The sequence below is a fragment of the Paraburkholderia sp. D1E genome (assembly GCF_052682275.1).
On record NZ_JBQYMB010000001.1, the window covers coordinates 3651485 to 3667463 of the forward strand.

Genomic DNA, 15979 nt, shown 5'->3' on the forward strand with positions numbered 1-15979 from the left:
ACCATGCTAGAATGCGCCGTCACTGCCGCTCGAATACACAATGAAAAAGGGAAGCAAGGCCGCCGAGCCTGATACCAACGGCATCGCGTCCAACGCTCCGCGCACCGACGCCCGACGCAAGTACGATCCCGAACAGACGAAGCGCAACATTCTCGACGTCGCGACGCAGGAGTTCTCCGCGATGGGACTGACCGGTGCGCGCGTCGACGCGATCGCAGAGCGCACGAACACCACCAAGCGCATGCTGTACTACTACTTCGGCAGCAAAGAGGGGTTGTACCAGGCCGTGCTGGAAAAAGTGTACGGCGACATTCGCGCGCTCGAACAGGATCTGCACGTCAGCGAACTCGATCCGATCGAGGGCATGCGCGCGCTGGTCGAGTTCACGTTCGATTATCACGACCGTCAGCGCGACTTCGTACGCCTCGTGACGATCGAGAACATTCACGGCGCGAAATACGTCGAGCAGGTGAAGACCTTCAAAGGCCGCAACGTCACCGTCATTCATACGATCGAAGATCTGCTCTCGCGCGGCATCGCGGCGGGACTATTCCGCAGCGATATCGATGCGATCGATCTGCATCTGATGATCAGCTCGCTGTGCTTTCACCGCATCGGCAATCGCCATACCTTTGGTACGGCGTTCGGCCGCGATCCGTCGCACCCGCGCCTGCGCGCGCGTCATCGCGCGATGATCGTCGACGCCGTACTGCGTTTCGTACGCAAGGAAGACTGAAGCAAGGCGGATACGAAAAAGCGGAACCTGGCTAAGGCCAGGTTCCGCTTTTTTTTGCTCAAGCTATTCAATCAAGCCGTGCTGCTCAATCCACCAGCACGATCCGCTTGATATCGCCGACGATAAAAATGTACGACAGCGCGCCGATCAACGCGACCGCGCCGATGAACACCAGCGCACCGACAAACGAGCCGGTTGCCGCGACGATGAAACCCACCACCAGCGGCGTCACAATGCCGGCCAGATTGGCGGCAAAGTTGAAGATGCCGCCGGTCACGCCAAGCAGGCCTTCGGGCGCAATATCCGACACCAGCGTCCAGCCCAGCGCCGCCATCCCCTGCGCGAAAAACGCCACCGACAGAATCGCGATCACCACTACGTTGCTCTCGACATAGTTGGCGAAAATGATTGTCGACGCGAGCAGCAGGCCGGCGATGATCGGCAGCTTGCGCGCTACATTCGGCGATTTGCCACGACGCAGCAGCCAGTCGGAGAAGAGACCGCCGAACATCACACCGATCGACGCGGCAATGAACGGCATGATCGCGAAGAAACCGATCTTCAGCCATGCCATATGGCGTTCGGTGGCGAGATAGGTGGGGAACCAGGTGAGGAAGAACACCAGCGTCGAATTGCCGGCGAACTGGCCGAGGCAGATGCCCGTGAGCTGACGATGCTTGAGCAGGCGTCCAATGGTGCGCCATTCGAAACCGCTCGTTGCCGCTCCAGCCGGTGCGCCGGAAAGGTCGGCGTCTTTCTTCCGCTGTGTCAGACCGCCGCCTGCTTCGATATAGTCGAGCTCCGCCTGATTGACGGACGGATGATCGTGCGGCTCACGATAGAACGTCCACCAGATCAGACCAAACACGAGGCCCACGCCGCCCACCACGTAGAACAGCGAACGCCAGCCGAACGCGCCCATCAACATGAACAGAAACGGGCTAAAAAACGCCAGGCCGATATATTCGCCGACCGTGTACGTGCCGGTCGCCATCGCACGTTCGCTCTGCGGAAACCATGTGGCCACCACGCGGCTATTGGTCGGAAAGCACGGCGCTTCCGACACGCCGAGGCCGAGCCGGAACACGAACAACGCGCCGATGCCATGCACGAGCCCTTGCGCCAGCGTGCACAGCGACCAGAACGTCATCGACAGGAAATACGTGAGCTTGCTGCCAAAGCGATCGAGAAAGAGACCGCCCGGAATCTGCGAGGCTACATAGCTCCACGAGAACACAGAGAACAGCAGCCCCATCAACGCGGCGTTGATACCGAGTTCCCTGGTCAACTGCGGCGCCGCGATGCCGAGCACCGTGCGGTCCAGATAGTTGATCATCGTGCCGACAGCCAGTAGCCCGAGGATCTGATAGCGGGCTTTCGAACGGCGCCCGGTGCTCGCCGCGGTATTTGTTTGACGCGTCGCGTCGGCGGGCGTGGATTGAATGGGTTGTGGCATGTCGTCTCTGTCTCCTCGGTCTGGTTTGTGTACCGGTTGTGTGCGGTTCGCGTGCTACCGGCTTAGCGTCCCCTAATCCCCCGATCCCCAAAAGGGGGCTTCCTTCGGGACGGGGGACTTCACTCGGGGCGTTGCAACAAGGCCTGGAAGTGTGTGTAAACGCGCTCGGCGTCGGGTTCGAGGCCCGTGAAGATGCGCATCGCGTCGACCGCCTGATACACCGCCATGCCGCCGCCGCTCAACGTGCGGCAGCCGAGTGCTTCGGCGGCTTGCAGCAGCGCGGTGCGGATCGGGAAATAGACGATGTCCGATACCCACAAACCGCGGTGCAGCAATTCGACCGGCAACGGCAAGCCCGGCAATTTCGCCATACCGGTGGGCGTCGCGTGAATCAGGCCGTTAGCAACGGCCAGCGATTCGGCCAGCGAGTTGCCGGCGCTGACGGTCGATGCAGGGAAACGCTCCTGCAATTCCGCGGCCAGCGATGTGGCGCGCACGGCGTCCACGTCAAATAGCGTGAGCGTTTGTGCGCCCATCGTCAGCGCGGCATGCGCGACCGCCGCGCCGGCGCCGCCGGCGCCCAGTTGCACAACGCGCTCCAGCGAAACGTCCGGCAAACCGCGTTGAAACGCGCGGGCGAAACCGGACCAATCCGTGTTGTGGCCGATACGTTTGCCGTCCTTGAACAGAACCGTGTTGACCGCGCCGAGTGCGCGCGCGTCGTCGGAGAGTTCGTCGAGCAACGGAATGACCGCCTGCTTGCAGGGATACGTGATGTTCAGTCCGTTGTAGCCCATGCGTTCCGCGGCGATGAGTAAATCGGGGAGCGCCGTGATGTCGAGCTTCAACGTGTCCAGATCGATGCGCCGATACACATAGTGCAGGCCGAGCTCGCTGCCCTCTTCCTCGTGCATCGCGGGGCTGAGCGATCCTCCGATGCCCGAACCGATCAGACCGACGAGAAACGATTTGGCACTCGTTTGTGTGTTCGTTTGTGTGTTCGCTGGAATGTTCATTTAGCCACCCTATTCTTAAGGATGGTCGCCATCCGCTCCAGAGCGAGCACATAGCCTTGCGTACCACACCCGATGATGATCGCCTCGGCCACAGGCGACACGTACGAGTGATGCCGGAACGCTTCGCGGCGATGCACATTCGAAATATGTACTTCGATGACGGGCTTTTCGATCGCGGTGAGCGCGTCGGCAATCGCTACCGAGGTATGCGTATAAGCCGCCGGATTGATCACGATGCCGTCGACCTTGTCCCGCGCCGCATGCAGCCAGTCGATGATTTGATGCTCGGCGTTCGATTGGCAGAAGCCGACCGACAGACCGAGCCGTTCACCCGCATCGCTGCAAAGTTTCGCGACGTCGTCGAGCGTTTCCGAGCCATAGATAGCGGGCTCACGCGTGCCTAGCAGGTTGAGATTCGGTCCATTGAGGACCAGCACTGATGCAAAACTCATGACGACCACTCCTGCAAAAATGAGGCATAAAGCGGGCCACAGCATGCGCCGTGGCTCTACAACGTGATTGCAGTGTGCGCGCATTGAACGCAATCGTCATTCGGGGTTTATACGAATTTGTACCATCTAGTTAGTTTGTATAAACTATCGGAAATTTCGGTTGGTGTTGGTACTTCTAGCCTGTGCGTTTGTCATTGCAGGTAACCGGATAGACCATTTTTCGCATTGCAGCATGGCGAACTGCAGAGCATGCGGACGCGGCACAGCGGCCACTTCACGCAGTTCCAACAGCCGTTTCATTGTTTTCGCAGGAGCCGTTCATGCAACGTTCGATTGCCACTGTGTCGATCAGCGGGACCCTCGTCGAGAAGCTGACCGCAATCCAGGCGGCGGGCTTTGAAGGCGTCGAAATCTTCGAGAATGATCTGCTGTATTTCGACGGTTCGCCCGCCGACGTGCGGCGCATCGCCGAGGATCTCGGTCTGAAGATCATGCTGTTCCAGCCATTCCGCGATTTCGACGGGGTGAGCCCCGAGCGCCTCGAACGCAATCTGGATCGGGCGAAGCGCAAGTTCGACGTGATGCACGAACTGGGGACGGACCGGATTCTGGTGTGCAGCAACGTCTCGCCCGACACCATCGGCGACGATTCGCTCATGACCGACCAGTTGGGTGCGCTGGCCCGCGCAGCCGAAGCGGCCGGCGTGATCGCCGGCTATGAGGCGCTCGCGTGGGGCAAGCACGTGAAGACCTACCGCCATGCGTGGAAACTCGTCAACGCAGTGAATCATCCGAATCTCGGGCTCGTGCTCGATAGCTTTCACACGCTGTCGCTGAACGATGCGGTGGACGCGATCGCCGAGATTCCGGGCGAGCGCATCGCCTTCGTGCAGATCGCCGATGCGCCGAAACTCGCCATGGACGTGCTCGAATGGAGCCGCCACTACCGCTGCTTCCCGGGTCAGGGGGATTTCGATCTGGCAGGCTTCACTGCGCAGATTGTGAAAACCGGCTACGCAGGGCCGCTTTCGCTTGAAATTTTCAACGATAGTTTTCGCGCGGCACCGACCACCATCACCGCGGCGGACGGCCATCGCTCGCTGCTGTTCCTCGAAGAACAGACTCGCGCACTGCTTGAATCCACCCAGCAGCCGGTCGGCGAGCTCTATCAATCGCCCGCTGCGCCCGCGCACGTTGGCTACCAGTTTCTCGAGTTCGCGGTCGACCACACCACTCGCGCGCAACTGGTCGACTGGCTCGGCAAGCTGCGCTTTCGCCAGGCCGGCCAGCATCGTTCGAAAGATGTGACGCTGTTTCAGCATGGCGCGGCGTCGATCGTGCTGAATGCCGAACCGGATTCATTCGCCAACGCCTTCTTCCAGCAGCATGGTCTGTCGCTATGCGCGTCGGCGTTTCGCGTGGACGACGCCAATCAGGCATTCGAGCGCGCCGCCGGGTTCGGCTATGCGCCGTTCTCCGGCCAGATCGGCCCGAACGAACGCGTGCTGCCGGCCGTGCAGGCACCCGACGGCAGCCTGAACTATTTCGTCGACGAGACGCCCGACCAGCCCACCCTGTTCGAAGCCGATTTCCTGCTCACCGACATCAACGGTCCGACCGAAGTCGGGCCGCTCACGCGCATCGATCACGTTTGCCTCTCGGTGCCGGCGCCTTCGCTGGATACATGGGTTCTGTTTCTGCGGACCGCGTTCGGCTTCCAGGCCGAGCCGGGCGTGCTGGTGCCCGACCCGTACGGGCTGGTGCGCAGCCGGGCGCTGCGCAGTCGTGACGGCTCGGTACGCATCGTGCTGAACGCGTCGGTGGATCATCACACGGCAGTCGCTGAATCCTTGCACACCTACCACGGCTCGGGCCTGAACCACGTCGCGTTCAGCACTGGCGACATCTTTAGCGCGATTCCCGAATTCGTCGCCGACGGTTTGCCGGTGCTGCGCATCCCGCGCAATTACTATGACGACCTCGCCGCCCGCTATGCGCTGCCGGACCAGACGCTCGAGGCGCTGCGCGCATACAACATCCTGTACGACCGGGACGAACGCGGCGGCGAGTTCTTCCACGCTTACACCGAACAACTGGATCAGCGCTTTTTCATGGAGATTGTGGAACGACGCGGCGGCTACGACGGCTATGGCGCGGCCAATGCGGCTGTGCGGCTCGCTGCGCAGGCCCAGCGCCGCAAATAGGCGATCGGCCGGCAATGAGGGGGGATCGCGGTGGGCGGTGGGCGAATCCAGTCGAATCGGGCACGGCCCATGCGTCATCGGCTCAAGCGGGTGCGCCGCACCGATATAATGGCGGTTGATCCGCGGTCCGGTGCCGCGTGGCACTCTGCCTCATGCGAGCGCCGCGCGCACCCGTCGGCCGAATGAAACGCCAGGAGAGATATGAAGAAGTTTGCCGTAGTCCTGTCAGTTCCCCTGCTTCTCAGCGCTTGCGCGTACTTCCAGAAGAATCCCGATGCCGGTGAGCCGGTCACGGACACCACCACGCAGCGCTCGGTCAACGATGTGGTCGCCTGCCTGACTCAAGTGGCGACCAGCCACAACGCGGCGTTCAAATCCACGGCAATCCCGCAAGGCCAGATGCTCGACTTCGGCGATTCGAATATCGTCAAGGTGCGCGGCGACAACGGCGCAACGACTTACCGCTTCTACGCGGGCAAGCGCCACGTGGGCAATCTGTGGATTGAATCGGCCAGCAAAACCTGCGCGCCATGAGGTAAGCAAGGGTAACAATCGGCCAGATGTAACGGTCGGTAACGTGTTCCGGCGCAATCATAGTGTCACGGTGTTACATCACAATGGTGTCTTAAGAATCGTTTAAGACTTCATCCGCATGATCCATCCGACACTATCCCGCACAAGGTGCGCTCCATGAACCAGCCCGATCACAACACGAACGACACGCCCGCACCGGCGAAGCGGCCCACGATTCTGCGCCGCCTGCTGAGCCACCATGAACTGGCGACGTTGCTGCTGTTACTGCACGCGCCGATCGACGCGTCCGCGAAACCCGAGATTCCCCAGCTTCACGAAGCCGGCTTGATCGAAACGGTCTCCGGCGATGCAGGCGCCTCGCATATCCGTCTGACGTCTGAAGGCAATGCAGTGCTGCGTGGCCTTGGCGTGAAATAAGGCACGTTTTACATTTTAGTTACGCCTGCCACACGCCGTACCCCGCTTCGCGTAGTCCAATCGCCAATTCCACTTCCATATCCTGTGCGCCGCGGTAAGGCATTGGATTGAACACTTCATACAACTCGGGCACGAGACGCAGGCCGTAATCGCGTACATAGCGATTTGCCTGAATGCCGGCTTTGTGCCGGTCGAATCGCTGATCCGGGTCCAGCCCCGTCATTCCCACGTACACGCAAGGCTTGTCGAACAGGTAATCCGGATTCGCGCGGCGAAAGCGTGCCTCGTTCCAGACGGTGTCGTCCAGCGCGACGACGTAGACGTAGTAATGATGCTTGCGACGAGCCATGTGGGCGGCGGCTCAGCTTCGCGAGGTTCCGTGCAGCAGCATCCGGTACTCGGTCGGCGTGACGCCGACGGTCGCCTTGAATTGGCGCGTAAAGGCGCTGTGGTCCGTGTAGCCGCAGAGTGCCGCAACGTCGGTGACCTTGTCGTGCGAAACCAGCAGCGCGGTGGCGGCGTCCAGTCGCGTTTTCAGCAACACCTGGCGCGGTGTCAAATGAAACACTTTGTGAAAATAGCGCTCCAGTTGCGCCACCGACATATCCGCCATCGCAGCAAGCTGTTTCAGATTGAGCGGCTGCACGTAGTTTTCCTGGATGGACTGCACTACCGCGGCCAACCGGCTGTAAGCGGGATGACTGCTTTCGTCCGCTTTCAGGTCGCGGGAGATGCCCGCGAGACCGACCACCTTGCCCGCCGGATCGCGCAACGGCTGCTTGCAGGTCAGGCACCAACCCGGCTGGCGGCCGGGATACAGGTGCAGCTCCAGCTGATCGATCATCTGGCTGCCGACGTTGATGATCGCTTCGTCCTGTGCGGTATAGATGCGGCCGAATCGGCGCGGGAAGACGTCCTCGGCGGTCTTGCCGAGTAACGCGGTCTTTTCCTTGAAGCCGCAGCGCGAAGCCAGCGTGCGATTGACCAGCGCATAGCGGGCGTGCACGTCCTTGACGAAGAACACGACGTCCGGCATCGCGTCGAACACGGGCTCGAGCAGCGTGAAATGCGACAGCATGCTGGATAGCGTTGCGTCGTCCGGTTCGAGCGGATAAGCCAGCGTGTTCATCGTGCGGGTTCCGTGGTCGGGGCGGTTGCGGTCGATTATAGGGCCGAGTAGCCGCCGACAGTATCCACCAGGCGTATCGATACCGGTGTCATTCAGCCGGCGGCTGCTCGCCGCTCGCCGCCATCAATGTGCCGATTTGTGCCGGACTGAACGGCGGGCGCGGCATCGCAGCGTTCCAGCCGAAATACAGGCCAGCCGCGGCGCCGCAGATTCGTCCCTGGCATGCGCCCATCCCGCAGCGGGTATGCAGCTTCGCCTCGCGCCAATCCGGATAGGCGCGCACCTCGCCGATGCTGACGTCTTCGCAACGGCAGAGCAGCGTGGCATCGTCGGGTGGCGTGCGCGCGGCGACCTGCAACGCAAAGGCCGCTTCGACGCGCCGACCGAAGCGCTGCCATCGCGCGCGTTGCAAATCCAGCGTGGTGCTGGCAGAGGTGGGGCCTGCCGAGCCGCTGCTCGCGAAGCGGCCCGCGATCTCGCCTTCCACACACGCCAGTTCCGCGCCGCCGACACCCGTGCATTCGCCTGCCGCCAGCACGCCGTCGACCGAAGTCCGCTGCTCACCGTCAACGACGATCTCGCCTGCTTCGGTGATCGCACATCCGAGCGCCTGCGCAAGCATGATGTTCGGCACGAGTCCATAGCCGCACGCGATGCGGTCGCAGTCGAGCGTCGACGCGTGTTGACCACGCCGGATCGTCACGCGCTCGACACGGCCATCGCCATCAGCTTGCGCGACGATGCTGCCGGTCCAATACCGCACTCCCGCGAAGCCGCGCGTCATGGCAACGGCTTGCCGCAACTTCGCCGGCTCGCCTAGCAGAGAGATTCCGAATCGGGCGACCTCGAACGCCGACGCCTGCTCGACGACCGCCACCACCTGCGCCCCGGCAGCACGCGCGGTAGCGAGCGCGGCGATCAGCAAAGGACCGCTGCCTGCAATCACGATCCGTTCGCCGCGTACCGGCATGCCGCCTTTGATGAGTGCCTGCAATGCGCCCGCACCGGTCACGCCGGGCAGCGTCCAGCCGGTGAATGGCAATAGACGCTCGCGCGCGCCGGTCGCGAGGATCAACTGATCGTACGTGATAGACAAGCCACCATGTTCAGCCGACTCAAGCAGCAAACCGCCTGGACCCATCGGCGCAATCACGCGAGTCGACGGCATCAGGGTGATATTGGTTCGCGTTTTCAAGGCAGCCAGCAGGCCTTGCAGCGGTGCTTGCGGCGAATGACCGGGACCCTGCCGCCAGATTTGACCGCCGGCGCGCGGATTGTCGTCGAGCAGCGCAACCGTAGCGCCCTCGCGCGCCGCTGCCTGCGCGGCGTTCAACCCGGCTGGACCGGCGCCCACTACGACGATATCGAAGTGCTGATTCATCGCGGGCCTGTGGTGGTAATGGTGGCGGTGGCGCTGATCCCGTTAGTCCCGTTAGTCCCATTGAATACTTTGAACACGTTGGCCGCGCTAGTCCCGGCAGTGGTGCAAACCACCTGCCCTTCGCGGCAAAGCGTCTGACACGCCAACGCGTGAGCCCGGCCGTCGATCGTAACGCGGCATTCCTGGCACACGCCCATCCCGCACAGTGCTGCGCGCGGCTGGCCGCTCACCGAAGTCCGCGTGGCGCTCACACCTGCAATGACGAGCGCCGCGGCCACGGTCGTACCCGCTTCGACCGCGATGCTTCTACCGTCGATCGTCAAGTGAAGACGTGCTGCATTGGCGTTAGTCATGGCCCACCCCTTGCGCAAAACGGACCGGCAAGTATGGCTCGACCGGAATCGGTGCGGCGTTCCCGGTAATTTGCGCGGCGAGCAACTTTGCGGTTGCGAGCGAAGTCGTCACACCAAGGCCTTCGTGTCCGACTGCGAGCCACACGCCAGGTGAAAAATCGCCGGCCGGACCGATCAACGGCAAACCATCGGGCGACGCCGAACGAAAGCCGGTCCACGCGCGGATGCCACTCAGCGTCGGCAGCACCGGCAGATAGTGCGCCGCGCGCTGCAGCATCTGGGCAAGCACCGGCATGTCGACGGCAGGATCGGTTGTATCGAACTGGCGCGACGAGCCAATCAACAACTGGCCTGTCGGTCGCGGCTGCGCATTGAATGCCACCGAGGTGCCGGCCGCGTGATGCGCGCTCTTGATGTAGCCAAGTTCGAGCAGTTGATGACGAATGAGTTCGGGGTAACGGTCAGTGATCAGCAGGTGACCTTTCTTCGGCTGCAACGGCAGCGAGTGGAGCAGTTGCTGAGCGCCTAGACCATTGGCGACGATCACGTGCGCGGCGCTGACGCGCTCGCCATCGGCTAACGTCACGCCGTCCGCACTGATTGCGGTAACGCGTGTACCGAGCCGAACACGGATATTCTCGACTCCTGAGGATTGTGTCAGCAGCCACTCGGCAACGGTGGGCGCATACACCACGCTGTCGTGCTCGATCCGCAAGCCGCCCACCATCGACGACGCCAGCGCCGGCTCGCACGCCCGCAGCGCAGCCGTGTCGAGCAGTTGTGCAGAGACGCCCTGCGCTTCGAACGCGGCATGCATGGTGCGGGCGGCTTGGCACTCCTCATCGTCGGCGGCAACCCATAGCGTGCCGCAACGCGCGAACGCGTCGCGCGTGCGCAGTTGCGGCGCGAGCGCCAGCCACAAGTCGCGCGAATAACGGCTCAACGCGAATTCCGCGGGCGAGTCGTTCATCACGACGATGTGGCCCATGCCCGCCGCCGTCGCGCCGCCGCCGATGCCCTGTGCGTCGAGTACCTCGATCCGCATGCCGAGCGCGGCCAACTCCGCCGCGCAAGCCGCGCCGACAATGCCGGCCCCGATGATCAGCGCGTCCGCTGTCATGCCGTGCGGATGCCCCACGCGAACGGGTCGTGTTCGTCGAAACACAAACGCCCTTCGGCCATGATGTGCGCGTGACCGGTGATGGTTGGAATCACCGAGACACCGTCGTCGGCGTGACGATAGCTCGCCGCGAACACGCTGCCGATGATGCTTTCCTGCTGCCACACGGCGCCTTCGGTGAGCTTGCCGTCAGCGGCGAGGCAGGCGATTTTCGCGCTCGTGCCTGTCCCGCACGGCGAGCGGTCATACGCGTTGCCCGGACAAAGAACGAAGCTGCGGCTGTCAATACCGTCGCGCGAGCCGGGTCCAAAAAGTTCGATGTGGTCGATCAAGGCGCCGTCCGCGCCGGTGATGCGCTGCGCGATCAGCGCATCGCGAATTGCCGCACTGAACGTGGTCAGCTCGGCGATATGCGCTGCCTCCAGCGTGCGCCCGTGGTCGGCGACAAGAAAGAACCAGTTGCCACCCCATGCGATATCGCCACTCAACAAACCGTAGCCCGGCACGTCCACCTGCACGCCGTGCCGGTAGCGATGAGCCGGCACGTTGCGCACAGCCACACTGCCGTCCTCGTTGAGCGTGGCTTCGACGACGCCGACCGGCGTCTCGATCCGATGACGCCCCGGCCCAATCCGCCCCATGTGCGCGAGCGAGACAACGAGACCGATCGTGCCGTGCCCGCACATGCCGAGATAGCCGACGTTGTTGAAGAAAATCACGCCGGCCGCGCACGTGGGGTCGTCCGGCTCGCATAGCAGCGCGCCGACCACCACGTCCGAGCCGCGCGGTTCGGTGACGATGCCTGCACGCCAGTCGTCGAAATGCGTGCGAAACACGTCGAGACGCTGCGCCAGCGTGCCGCCGCCAAGCGCCGGGCCACCCGCCACCACCAGGCGAGTCGGCTCACCGCCGGTGTGCGAGTCGATAATGTCTAGGGTTTTCATGATGCAGATGGTAGGAAAGCCAGGCGTTGGAGTCTTGGTGTGCTTACGCGTGGATTGTGACGATTTCAGCATAATGTTTACGCCCGTTTATTCATGCGTCAATCTTTGAAAACGAGTGGAGTCCACACCTGAGCAGTTTACGGCGACTGGACTCGAGAGCCCACGTAAGGTCCTTTCCATGCAACTTCCATGTACTTTGCGCCCTGTCGCGAAATAGTCTGATTACTCGATCTTGCCTGGCTTACGGGCATAGCCACTATGCTGAAATCGTCACCGGTCACGCGCGAATCGCGCAAGACGGCAACCTTTTCCCTGCTTACACTGCGCTTCGACTCATCACAATCAGGAGAGCAGTCGTGGCGCATATCTGGGAAGGCGTATTACCCGCAGTTACCACCAAATTCCACGCGGATTTCAGCATAGACCGCGAATGGACTGGTAAGAATATCGAGGCGCAGATCGACGCGGGGGTGGACGGCATCATCGTGTGTGGATCGCTCGGCGAAGCGTCGACGCTCTCACTGGACGAGAAGCTGCAAGTGCTCGACATCGCCGTCGAGGCATCACGCGGACGCGTGCCGGTTCTGCTGACCATCGCCGAGAACAGCACGCTCGACGCATGCCGCCAGGCCGAAGCCGGCAGCCAGCGTGGCGCGGCCGGTTTCATGGTGCTGCCCGGGCTGCGCTATCTGTCGGACCGCCGCGAAACGCTGCACCACTTTCGCAGCGTCGCCGATGCGAGCGCGCTGCCGCTGATGATCTATAACAATCCGCTGGCCTATGGCGTCGACATGACGCCCGAGATGTTCGCGGAAATCGCCGATGAAAAGAAGATCGTCGCGATCAAGGAATCATGCGGCGACGTGCGCCGCGTGACCGATCTGATCAACGTGGTCGGCGACCGCTTCGCGATCCTGTGCGGGGTCGACAACCTCGCAATGGAAGCGATATTGATGGGCGCGCATGGCTGGGTGGCCGGTCTCGTGTGCGCGTTTCCGCGCGAGACGGTCGTGATTTACAAGTTGCTGAAAGCGGGCCGTCTTGAGGAAGCACGGGCGATCTATCGCTGGTTCGCGCCGCTCCTCGCGCTCGACGTCTCCTCGAAGCTGGTGCAGAACATCAAGCTGGCCGAAACGATCGTCGGGCTGGGCACGGAGCCGGTGCGGCCGCCGCGCCTGCCGTTGGCCGGAGATGAACGCAAATCGGTGGAAGCGTTGATCCGCCAGTCGCTTGAAACCCGGCCGGCGCTGCCGCAGGTTTGAGTTCCCTACGCGGGCGGACCCGCTCAGGCCGCCTGCTTCTCCGCAGCCACTTCACCTTGCCGAAGATGCAGCAGCCGATAGCCGCTCTTGTAAACGGGTTGCAGCCGGAAGTCGTTCTGCGGCTCGATCTCGAGCAGCAGCCGCAGGCGCGACACGTGGCTGTCAATCGTACGGGTGAATTCGCGGAATTCGCGGCCCCATACCATCGCGAAGATATGGTCGCGCGACATCACGCGGCCGATATTGGAAAAGAACAGCGACGCCAACCGGTATTGCGTACCCGACAGTTGTACCGGCTGGCCGCGCAGCATGACGAGCTGGCGATGCGTGTCGAAATGGTAGGGGCCCACATCGAAGCTCGAGGCGCTGAAACGATCCGGATAGGCGCGGCGCAGCAACGCGGCAACGCGCTCGCGGAACTCGCCCGGCCGCAACGGCAACGAAACATAGTCGTCTGCCCCGCTGGCAAAGGCGCGCACCACGCTCTCCTCTGACGTCTCCGTCGACGCGAACACGACCGGCAGCCGGTCGCCGCCGACGGCACGCACCGACCGCAGAACCTCGGCGCCAGACAGGCGTGTGCCGTGCCAGTCCAGTACCAGCAGATCCACCGTGGAACGGGCAAGCGCTTTCGACATGGTCAAACCGTCGTCATAAGCCATACAGGTATGGCTGGCGTTCATAAGAATCTTTTCGATCGACTGACGCATGACGGGGTCACGCTGAAGGATGGCAATGCGCATTGGGATAACTCTTAACTGATAGCTTGGACGCGATTCTCAGAGGGACGCCCCGGCCATCCCATAGGAGCATTCCTAATTTGCGCACCAATCGCCCCACTCCGACAGGTGTGCGCACCATTCCTACACTCGACCGCTGCGGCTCGCACGACGCGCAACCCTTGCTGTCCTGCACGCCGTCGAAAAGACACGTCTGGAGGAACTTTTTCCAATCTAATTAAGTACTTCCCGAAGCGAGAGTCTTTCATCCTGTAAAATCCCGGCCCGGCCCCAGTCGTCATCGTGCTTGCCCTACCCGGGCCGGCGCGCCGGTGTCCCGTGCTCTACCCAGCGCTTGTCACACTTCTCGCCTGACGACCGCCATATTTCCACGCGCCACGTGTGGCTCCCAATTCAAGACAAGACACAAGCAATGCAAGCGACAAATCTGGGTGGAGCGCAGGCTGTCACCCCACGCCCTCTTGGGCGAAGCGATTACAAGACACTCGGCCTCGCCGCGCTCGGCGGAGCACTGGAGTTTTACGACTTCATCATCTTCGTATTCTTTGCGCCGGCGATCGGCCAGTTGTTCTTCCCCGCCGCGATGCCGGACTGGCTGCGTCAGGTGCAGACTTTCGGCATCTTCGCGGCGGGCTATCTGGCGCGGCCGCTCGGCGGCATCATCATGGCGCACTTCGGCGACCTGTTCGGCCGCAAGCGCATGTTCACGCTGAGCGTGCTGCTGATGTCGGTGCCGACGCTGATGATGGGGCTGCTGCCCACCTACGCCAGCATTGGCGTGATGGCCCCGGTATTGCTGCTGCTGTTCCGTGTGATGCAAGGCGCGGCGGTCGGCGGCGAAGTGCCGGGCGCGTGGGTGTTCGTCTCGGAGCACGTGCCGCAGCGGCACGTCGGCTATGCGTGCGGCACGCTGACGGCCGGCCTCACCGCGGGCATCCTGCTCGGCTCGCTGATCGCATCGGCGGTGAATCGCAACTTCGCGCCCGCGGAAATCTCCGCCTACGCATGGCGCATCCCGTTCCTGGTGGGCGGCGTGTTCGGCATGTTCTCGGTTTATCTGCGCCGCTGGCTGCATGAGACACCGGTGTTCGCCGAGCTCAAGCAACGCAAGGCCATCGCCGCGGAAGTGCCGCTCAAGGCCGTATTACGCGACCACGGCCGCGCCGTGATCGTGTCGATGCTGCTCACGTGGATGCTGTCGGCCGCGATTGTCGTGGTCATTCTGATGACACCGACACTGCTGCAGAAGCAGTTTCATATCGCGCCGGCCACCGCACTGCTGGCGAACTGCGTGGCAACGCTGTGCCTGACCATCGGTTGCGTCATGGCAGGCTCGATCGCCGGCCGGATTGGCGCGGGACGCACGATTTTCATCGGCGGCCTGGCATTGGCGGTGACGTACTACGTGATGTTCCAGCAGCTCGCCGTCGATACGTCGGCGCTAGTGCCGCTGTACGCCGTGGCTGGCCTTTTCGTCGGTGTGATCGGCGCGATTCCGTTCGTGCTGGTCAAGGCGTTTCCGCCGGTCGTACGGTTCTCGGGCATCTCGTTCTCGTATAACGTCGCCTACGCGATATTCGGCGGCCTGACGCCCATCGCCGTTTCGCTGATGATGAAGTCGAACCCGATGGCGGCGCCCCTGTATGTCGGCGCAATCTGCATTCTCGGCGCATTGACTACGCTGTTTATCAAAGACGCGCCGCAAACGCGCTAATCGAGCTATTTCGCTACGGCGCGCCGCCCGGTGCGCCGTTGTTTGCACCGGCTCCGCGCCCCGCCTTTCCGGCAGTGTCGGCGACATCCATACTTCACGCCGGACCGAAACATCGTGCGCTGTATCGCGCTTACGATGTATCTCATTGGTCACGTTCAATCGAAACCTGATCCGGTCAAAACAAATCTGATTTGGCCGTTTTCCACAAACAAATCTGCTCTATACGCACTAACGAGCGCCTCACCTCGACCACAAAGAAATCTGACTTGGCGTTAACCTATTGATTCTCCTGAAATTCCGAAGGAACGCTGAAGGGCTCGGTTTAGTTGAGCAGCTTGCAACCGCTCGTAAAGTTCTGTTCCTTCGGACCTGGTGCAAACAGCGACGAGGCAACTCACGCGCAAAGCCTTATGCAGCGGACCCACGCCCAGCTTTGTGACAAAGAAAACTGGTTTGGTCAAAACAAATTGCAAACAAATCTGACTCCGCCGCCGCGTACGCGAACCCTGCTCCCACCGAGA

The 15979-nt window shown here is 62.2% G+C and carries 15 protein-coding genes and 1 pseudogene; 6 read left to right on the forward strand and 10 right to left on the reverse strand.

Annotation, left to right across the window (positions count from 1 at the left end; translation table 11 throughout):
- Window positions 1-40 precede the first annotated feature (40 nt).
- Window positions 41-736, forward strand: coding sequence for a TetR family transcriptional regulator (locus ACUN0E_RS16405; RefSeq protein ID WP_408229642.1), 696 nt, complete (start codon window positions 41-43; stop codon window positions 734-736).
- 85 nt (window positions 737-821) lie between these two features.
- Here ACUN0E_RS16405 and ACUN0E_RS16410 read toward each other — a convergent pair whose 3' ends face one another.
- The 3 genes from ACUN0E_RS16410 to aroQ form a co-directional block, all read right to left on the reverse strand.
- On the reverse strand, window positions 822-2192 hold the full coding sequence (locus ACUN0E_RS16410; protein WP_445567265.1) for an MFS transporter: 1371 nt from the start codon (window positions 2190-2192) through the stop codon (window positions 822-824).
- A gap of 119 nt (window positions 2193-2311) precedes the next feature.
- On the reverse strand, window positions 2312-3208 hold the full coding sequence (locus ACUN0E_RS16415) for a shikimate dehydrogenase (protein WP_445567266.1): 897 nt from the start codon (window positions 3206-3208) through the stop codon (window positions 2312-2314).
- Window positions 3205-3660, reverse strand: a complete 456-nt coding sequence (gene aroQ / locus ACUN0E_RS16420; protein WP_408387730.1) for a type II 3-dehydroquinate dehydratase — start codon at window positions 3658-3660, stop codon at window positions 3205-3207. The genes ACUN0E_RS16415 and aroQ overlap by 4 nt, the downstream gene beginning before the upstream one ends.
- A 320-nt stretch (window positions 3661-3980) precedes the next feature.
- Between aroQ and ACUN0E_RS16425 the strand changes: the two genes are divergently transcribed.
- From ACUN0E_RS16425 to ACUN0E_RS16435, 3 genes are all read left to right on the forward strand, one after another.
- On the forward strand, window positions 3981-5864 hold the full coding sequence (locus ACUN0E_RS16425; protein WP_445567267.1) for a bifunctional sugar phosphate isomerase/epimerase/4-hydroxyphenylpyruvate dioxygenase family protein: 1884 nt from the start codon (window positions 3981-3983) through the stop codon (window positions 5862-5864).
- A gap of 201 nt (window positions 5865-6065) precedes the next feature.
- Entirely contained in the window at window positions 6066-6398 is a 333-nt protein-coding gene (locus ACUN0E_RS16430; RefSeq protein WP_408229629.1) for a hypothetical protein, read from the forward strand.
- Between the two features lie 156 nt (window positions 6399-6554).
- Window positions 6555-6815, forward strand: a complete 261-nt coding sequence (locus tag ACUN0E_RS16435) for a hypothetical protein (RefSeq protein ID WP_408215466.1) — start codon at window positions 6555-6557, stop codon at window positions 6813-6815.
- A gap of 19 nt (window positions 6816-6834) precedes the next feature.
- Here ACUN0E_RS16435 and ACUN0E_RS16440 read toward each other — a convergent pair whose 3' ends face one another.
- The 6 genes and pseudogenes from ACUN0E_RS16440 to ACUN0E_RS16465 all read right to left on the reverse strand — a co-directional run bounded on the left by ACUN0E_RS16440 (window position 6835) and on the right by ACUN0E_RS16465 (window position 11742).
- A complete protein-coding gene (locus tag ACUN0E_RS16440; RefSeq protein ID WP_408229626.1) occupies window positions 6835-7164 on the reverse strand; it encodes a hypothetical protein in 330 nt (109 codons plus the stop codon).
- A gap of 12 nt (window positions 7165-7176) precedes the next feature.
- The gene (locus ACUN0E_RS16445; protein WP_445567268.1) at window positions 7177-7944 is read right to left on the reverse strand and encodes a helix-turn-helix domain-containing protein; all 768 of its coding nucleotides are present in this window, start codon (window positions 7942-7944) and stop codon (window positions 7177-7179) included.
- Window positions 7945-8032: 88 nt separating this feature from the next.
- Window positions 8033-9325 carry an FAD-dependent oxidoreductase gene (locus ACUN0E_RS16450; RefSeq protein ID WP_445567269.1) on the reverse strand — a complete coding sequence of 431 codons (1293 nt, stop codon included), beginning with the start codon at window positions 9323-9325 and terminating at the stop codon, window positions 8033-8035.
- Window positions 9326-9414: 89 nt separating this feature from the next.
- Window positions 9415-9678, reverse strand: a pseudogene (locus ACUN0E_RS16455) ((2Fe-2S)-binding protein); the annotation flags it as partial.
- Complete coding sequence (locus tag ACUN0E_RS16460; protein ID WP_445570449.1) at window positions 9671-10798, reverse strand: NAD(P)/FAD-dependent oxidoreductase; 1128 nt, start codon at window positions 10796-10798, stop codon at window positions 9671-9673. The pseudogene ACUN0E_RS16455 and the gene ACUN0E_RS16460, both read right to left, overlap by 8 nt.
- Complete coding sequence (locus ACUN0E_RS16465) at window positions 10795-11742, reverse strand: 4-hydroxyproline epimerase (RefSeq protein ID WP_445567270.1); 948 nt, start codon at window positions 11740-11742, stop codon at window positions 10795-10797. Before ACUN0E_RS16465 ends, ACUN0E_RS16460 begins: the two co-directional genes overlap by 4 nt.
- A 356-nt stretch (window positions 11743-12098) precedes the next feature.
- Here ACUN0E_RS16465 and ACUN0E_RS16470 point away from each other — a divergent pair, with 356 nt between their 5' ends.
- A complete protein-coding gene (locus ACUN0E_RS16470) occupies window positions 12099-13004 on the forward strand; it encodes a dihydrodipicolinate synthase family protein (protein WP_408335186.1) in 906 nt (301 codons plus the stop codon).
- A 23-nt stretch (window positions 13005-13027) separates the two neighbouring features.
- Here ACUN0E_RS16470 and ACUN0E_RS16475 read toward each other — a convergent pair whose 3' ends face one another.
- Window positions 13028-13747: a response regulator transcription factor gene (locus ACUN0E_RS16475; protein WP_445567271.1), complete on the reverse strand. Its 720-nt coding sequence runs from the start codon at window positions 13745-13747 to the stop codon at window positions 13028-13030.
- 409 nt (window positions 13748-14156) lie between these two features.
- On the opposite strand from ACUN0E_RS16475, the gene ACUN0E_RS16480 reads away from it, so the two are divergent.
- Window positions 14157-15458: an MFS transporter gene (locus tag ACUN0E_RS16480; protein ID WP_445567272.1), complete on the forward strand. Its 1302-nt coding sequence runs from the start codon at window positions 14157-14159 to the stop codon at window positions 15456-15458.
- Window positions 15459-15979 lie beyond the last annotated feature (521 nt).

Coding starts and splice junctions, on each gene's coding strand:
- ACUN0E_RS16450 (WP_445567269.1), bottom strand. CDS start 9,325: ATGAATCAGCACTTCGATATCGTCGTAGTGGGCGCCGGTCCAGCCGGG.
- ACUN0E_RS16435 (WP_408215466.1), top strand. CDS start 6,555: ATGAACCAGCCCGATCACAACACGAACGACACGCCCGCACCGGCGAAG.
- ACUN0E_RS16445 (WP_445567268.1), bottom strand. CDS start 7,944: ATGAACACGCTGGCTTATCCGCTCGAACCGGACGACGCAACGCTATCC.
- ACUN0E_RS16440 (WP_408229626.1), bottom strand. CDS start 7,164: ATGGCTCGTCGCAAGCATCATTACTACGTCTACGTCGTCGCGCTGGAC.
- ACUN0E_RS16415 (WP_445567266.1), bottom strand. CDS start 3,208: ATGAACATTCCAGCGAACACACAAACGAACACACAAACGAGTGCCAAA.
- ACUN0E_RS16410 (WP_445567265.1), bottom strand. CDS start 2,192: ATGCCACAACCCATTCAATCCACGCCCGCCGACGCGACGCGTCAAACA.
- ACUN0E_RS16460 (WP_445570449.1), bottom strand. CDS start 10,798: ATGACAGCGGACGCGCTGATCATCGGGGCCGGCATTGTCGGCGCGGCT.
- ACUN0E_RS16475 (WP_445567271.1), bottom strand. CDS start 13,747: ATGCGCATTGCCATCCTTCAGCGTGACCCCGTCATGCGTCAGTCGATC.
- aroQ (WP_408387730.1), bottom strand. CDS start 3,660: ATGAGTTTTGCATCAGTGCTGGTCCTCAATGGACCGAATCTCAACCTG.
- ACUN0E_RS16480 (WP_445567272.1), top strand. CDS start 14,157: ATGCAAGCGACAAATCTGGGTGGAGCGCAGGCTGTCACCCCACGCCCT.
- ACUN0E_RS16405 (WP_408229642.1), top strand. CDS start 41: ATGAAAAAGGGAAGCAAGGCCGCCGAGCCTGATACCAACGGCATCGCG.
- ACUN0E_RS16430 (WP_408229629.1), top strand. CDS start 6,066: ATGAAGAAGTTTGCCGTAGTCCTGTCAGTTCCCCTGCTTCTCAGCGCT.
- ACUN0E_RS16465 (WP_445567270.1), bottom strand. CDS start 11,742: ATGAAAACCCTAGACATTATCGACTCGCACACCGGCGGTGAGCCGACT.
- ACUN0E_RS16425 (WP_445567267.1), top strand. CDS start 3,981: ATGCAACGTTCGATTGCCACTGTGTCGATCAGCGGGACCCTCGTCGAG.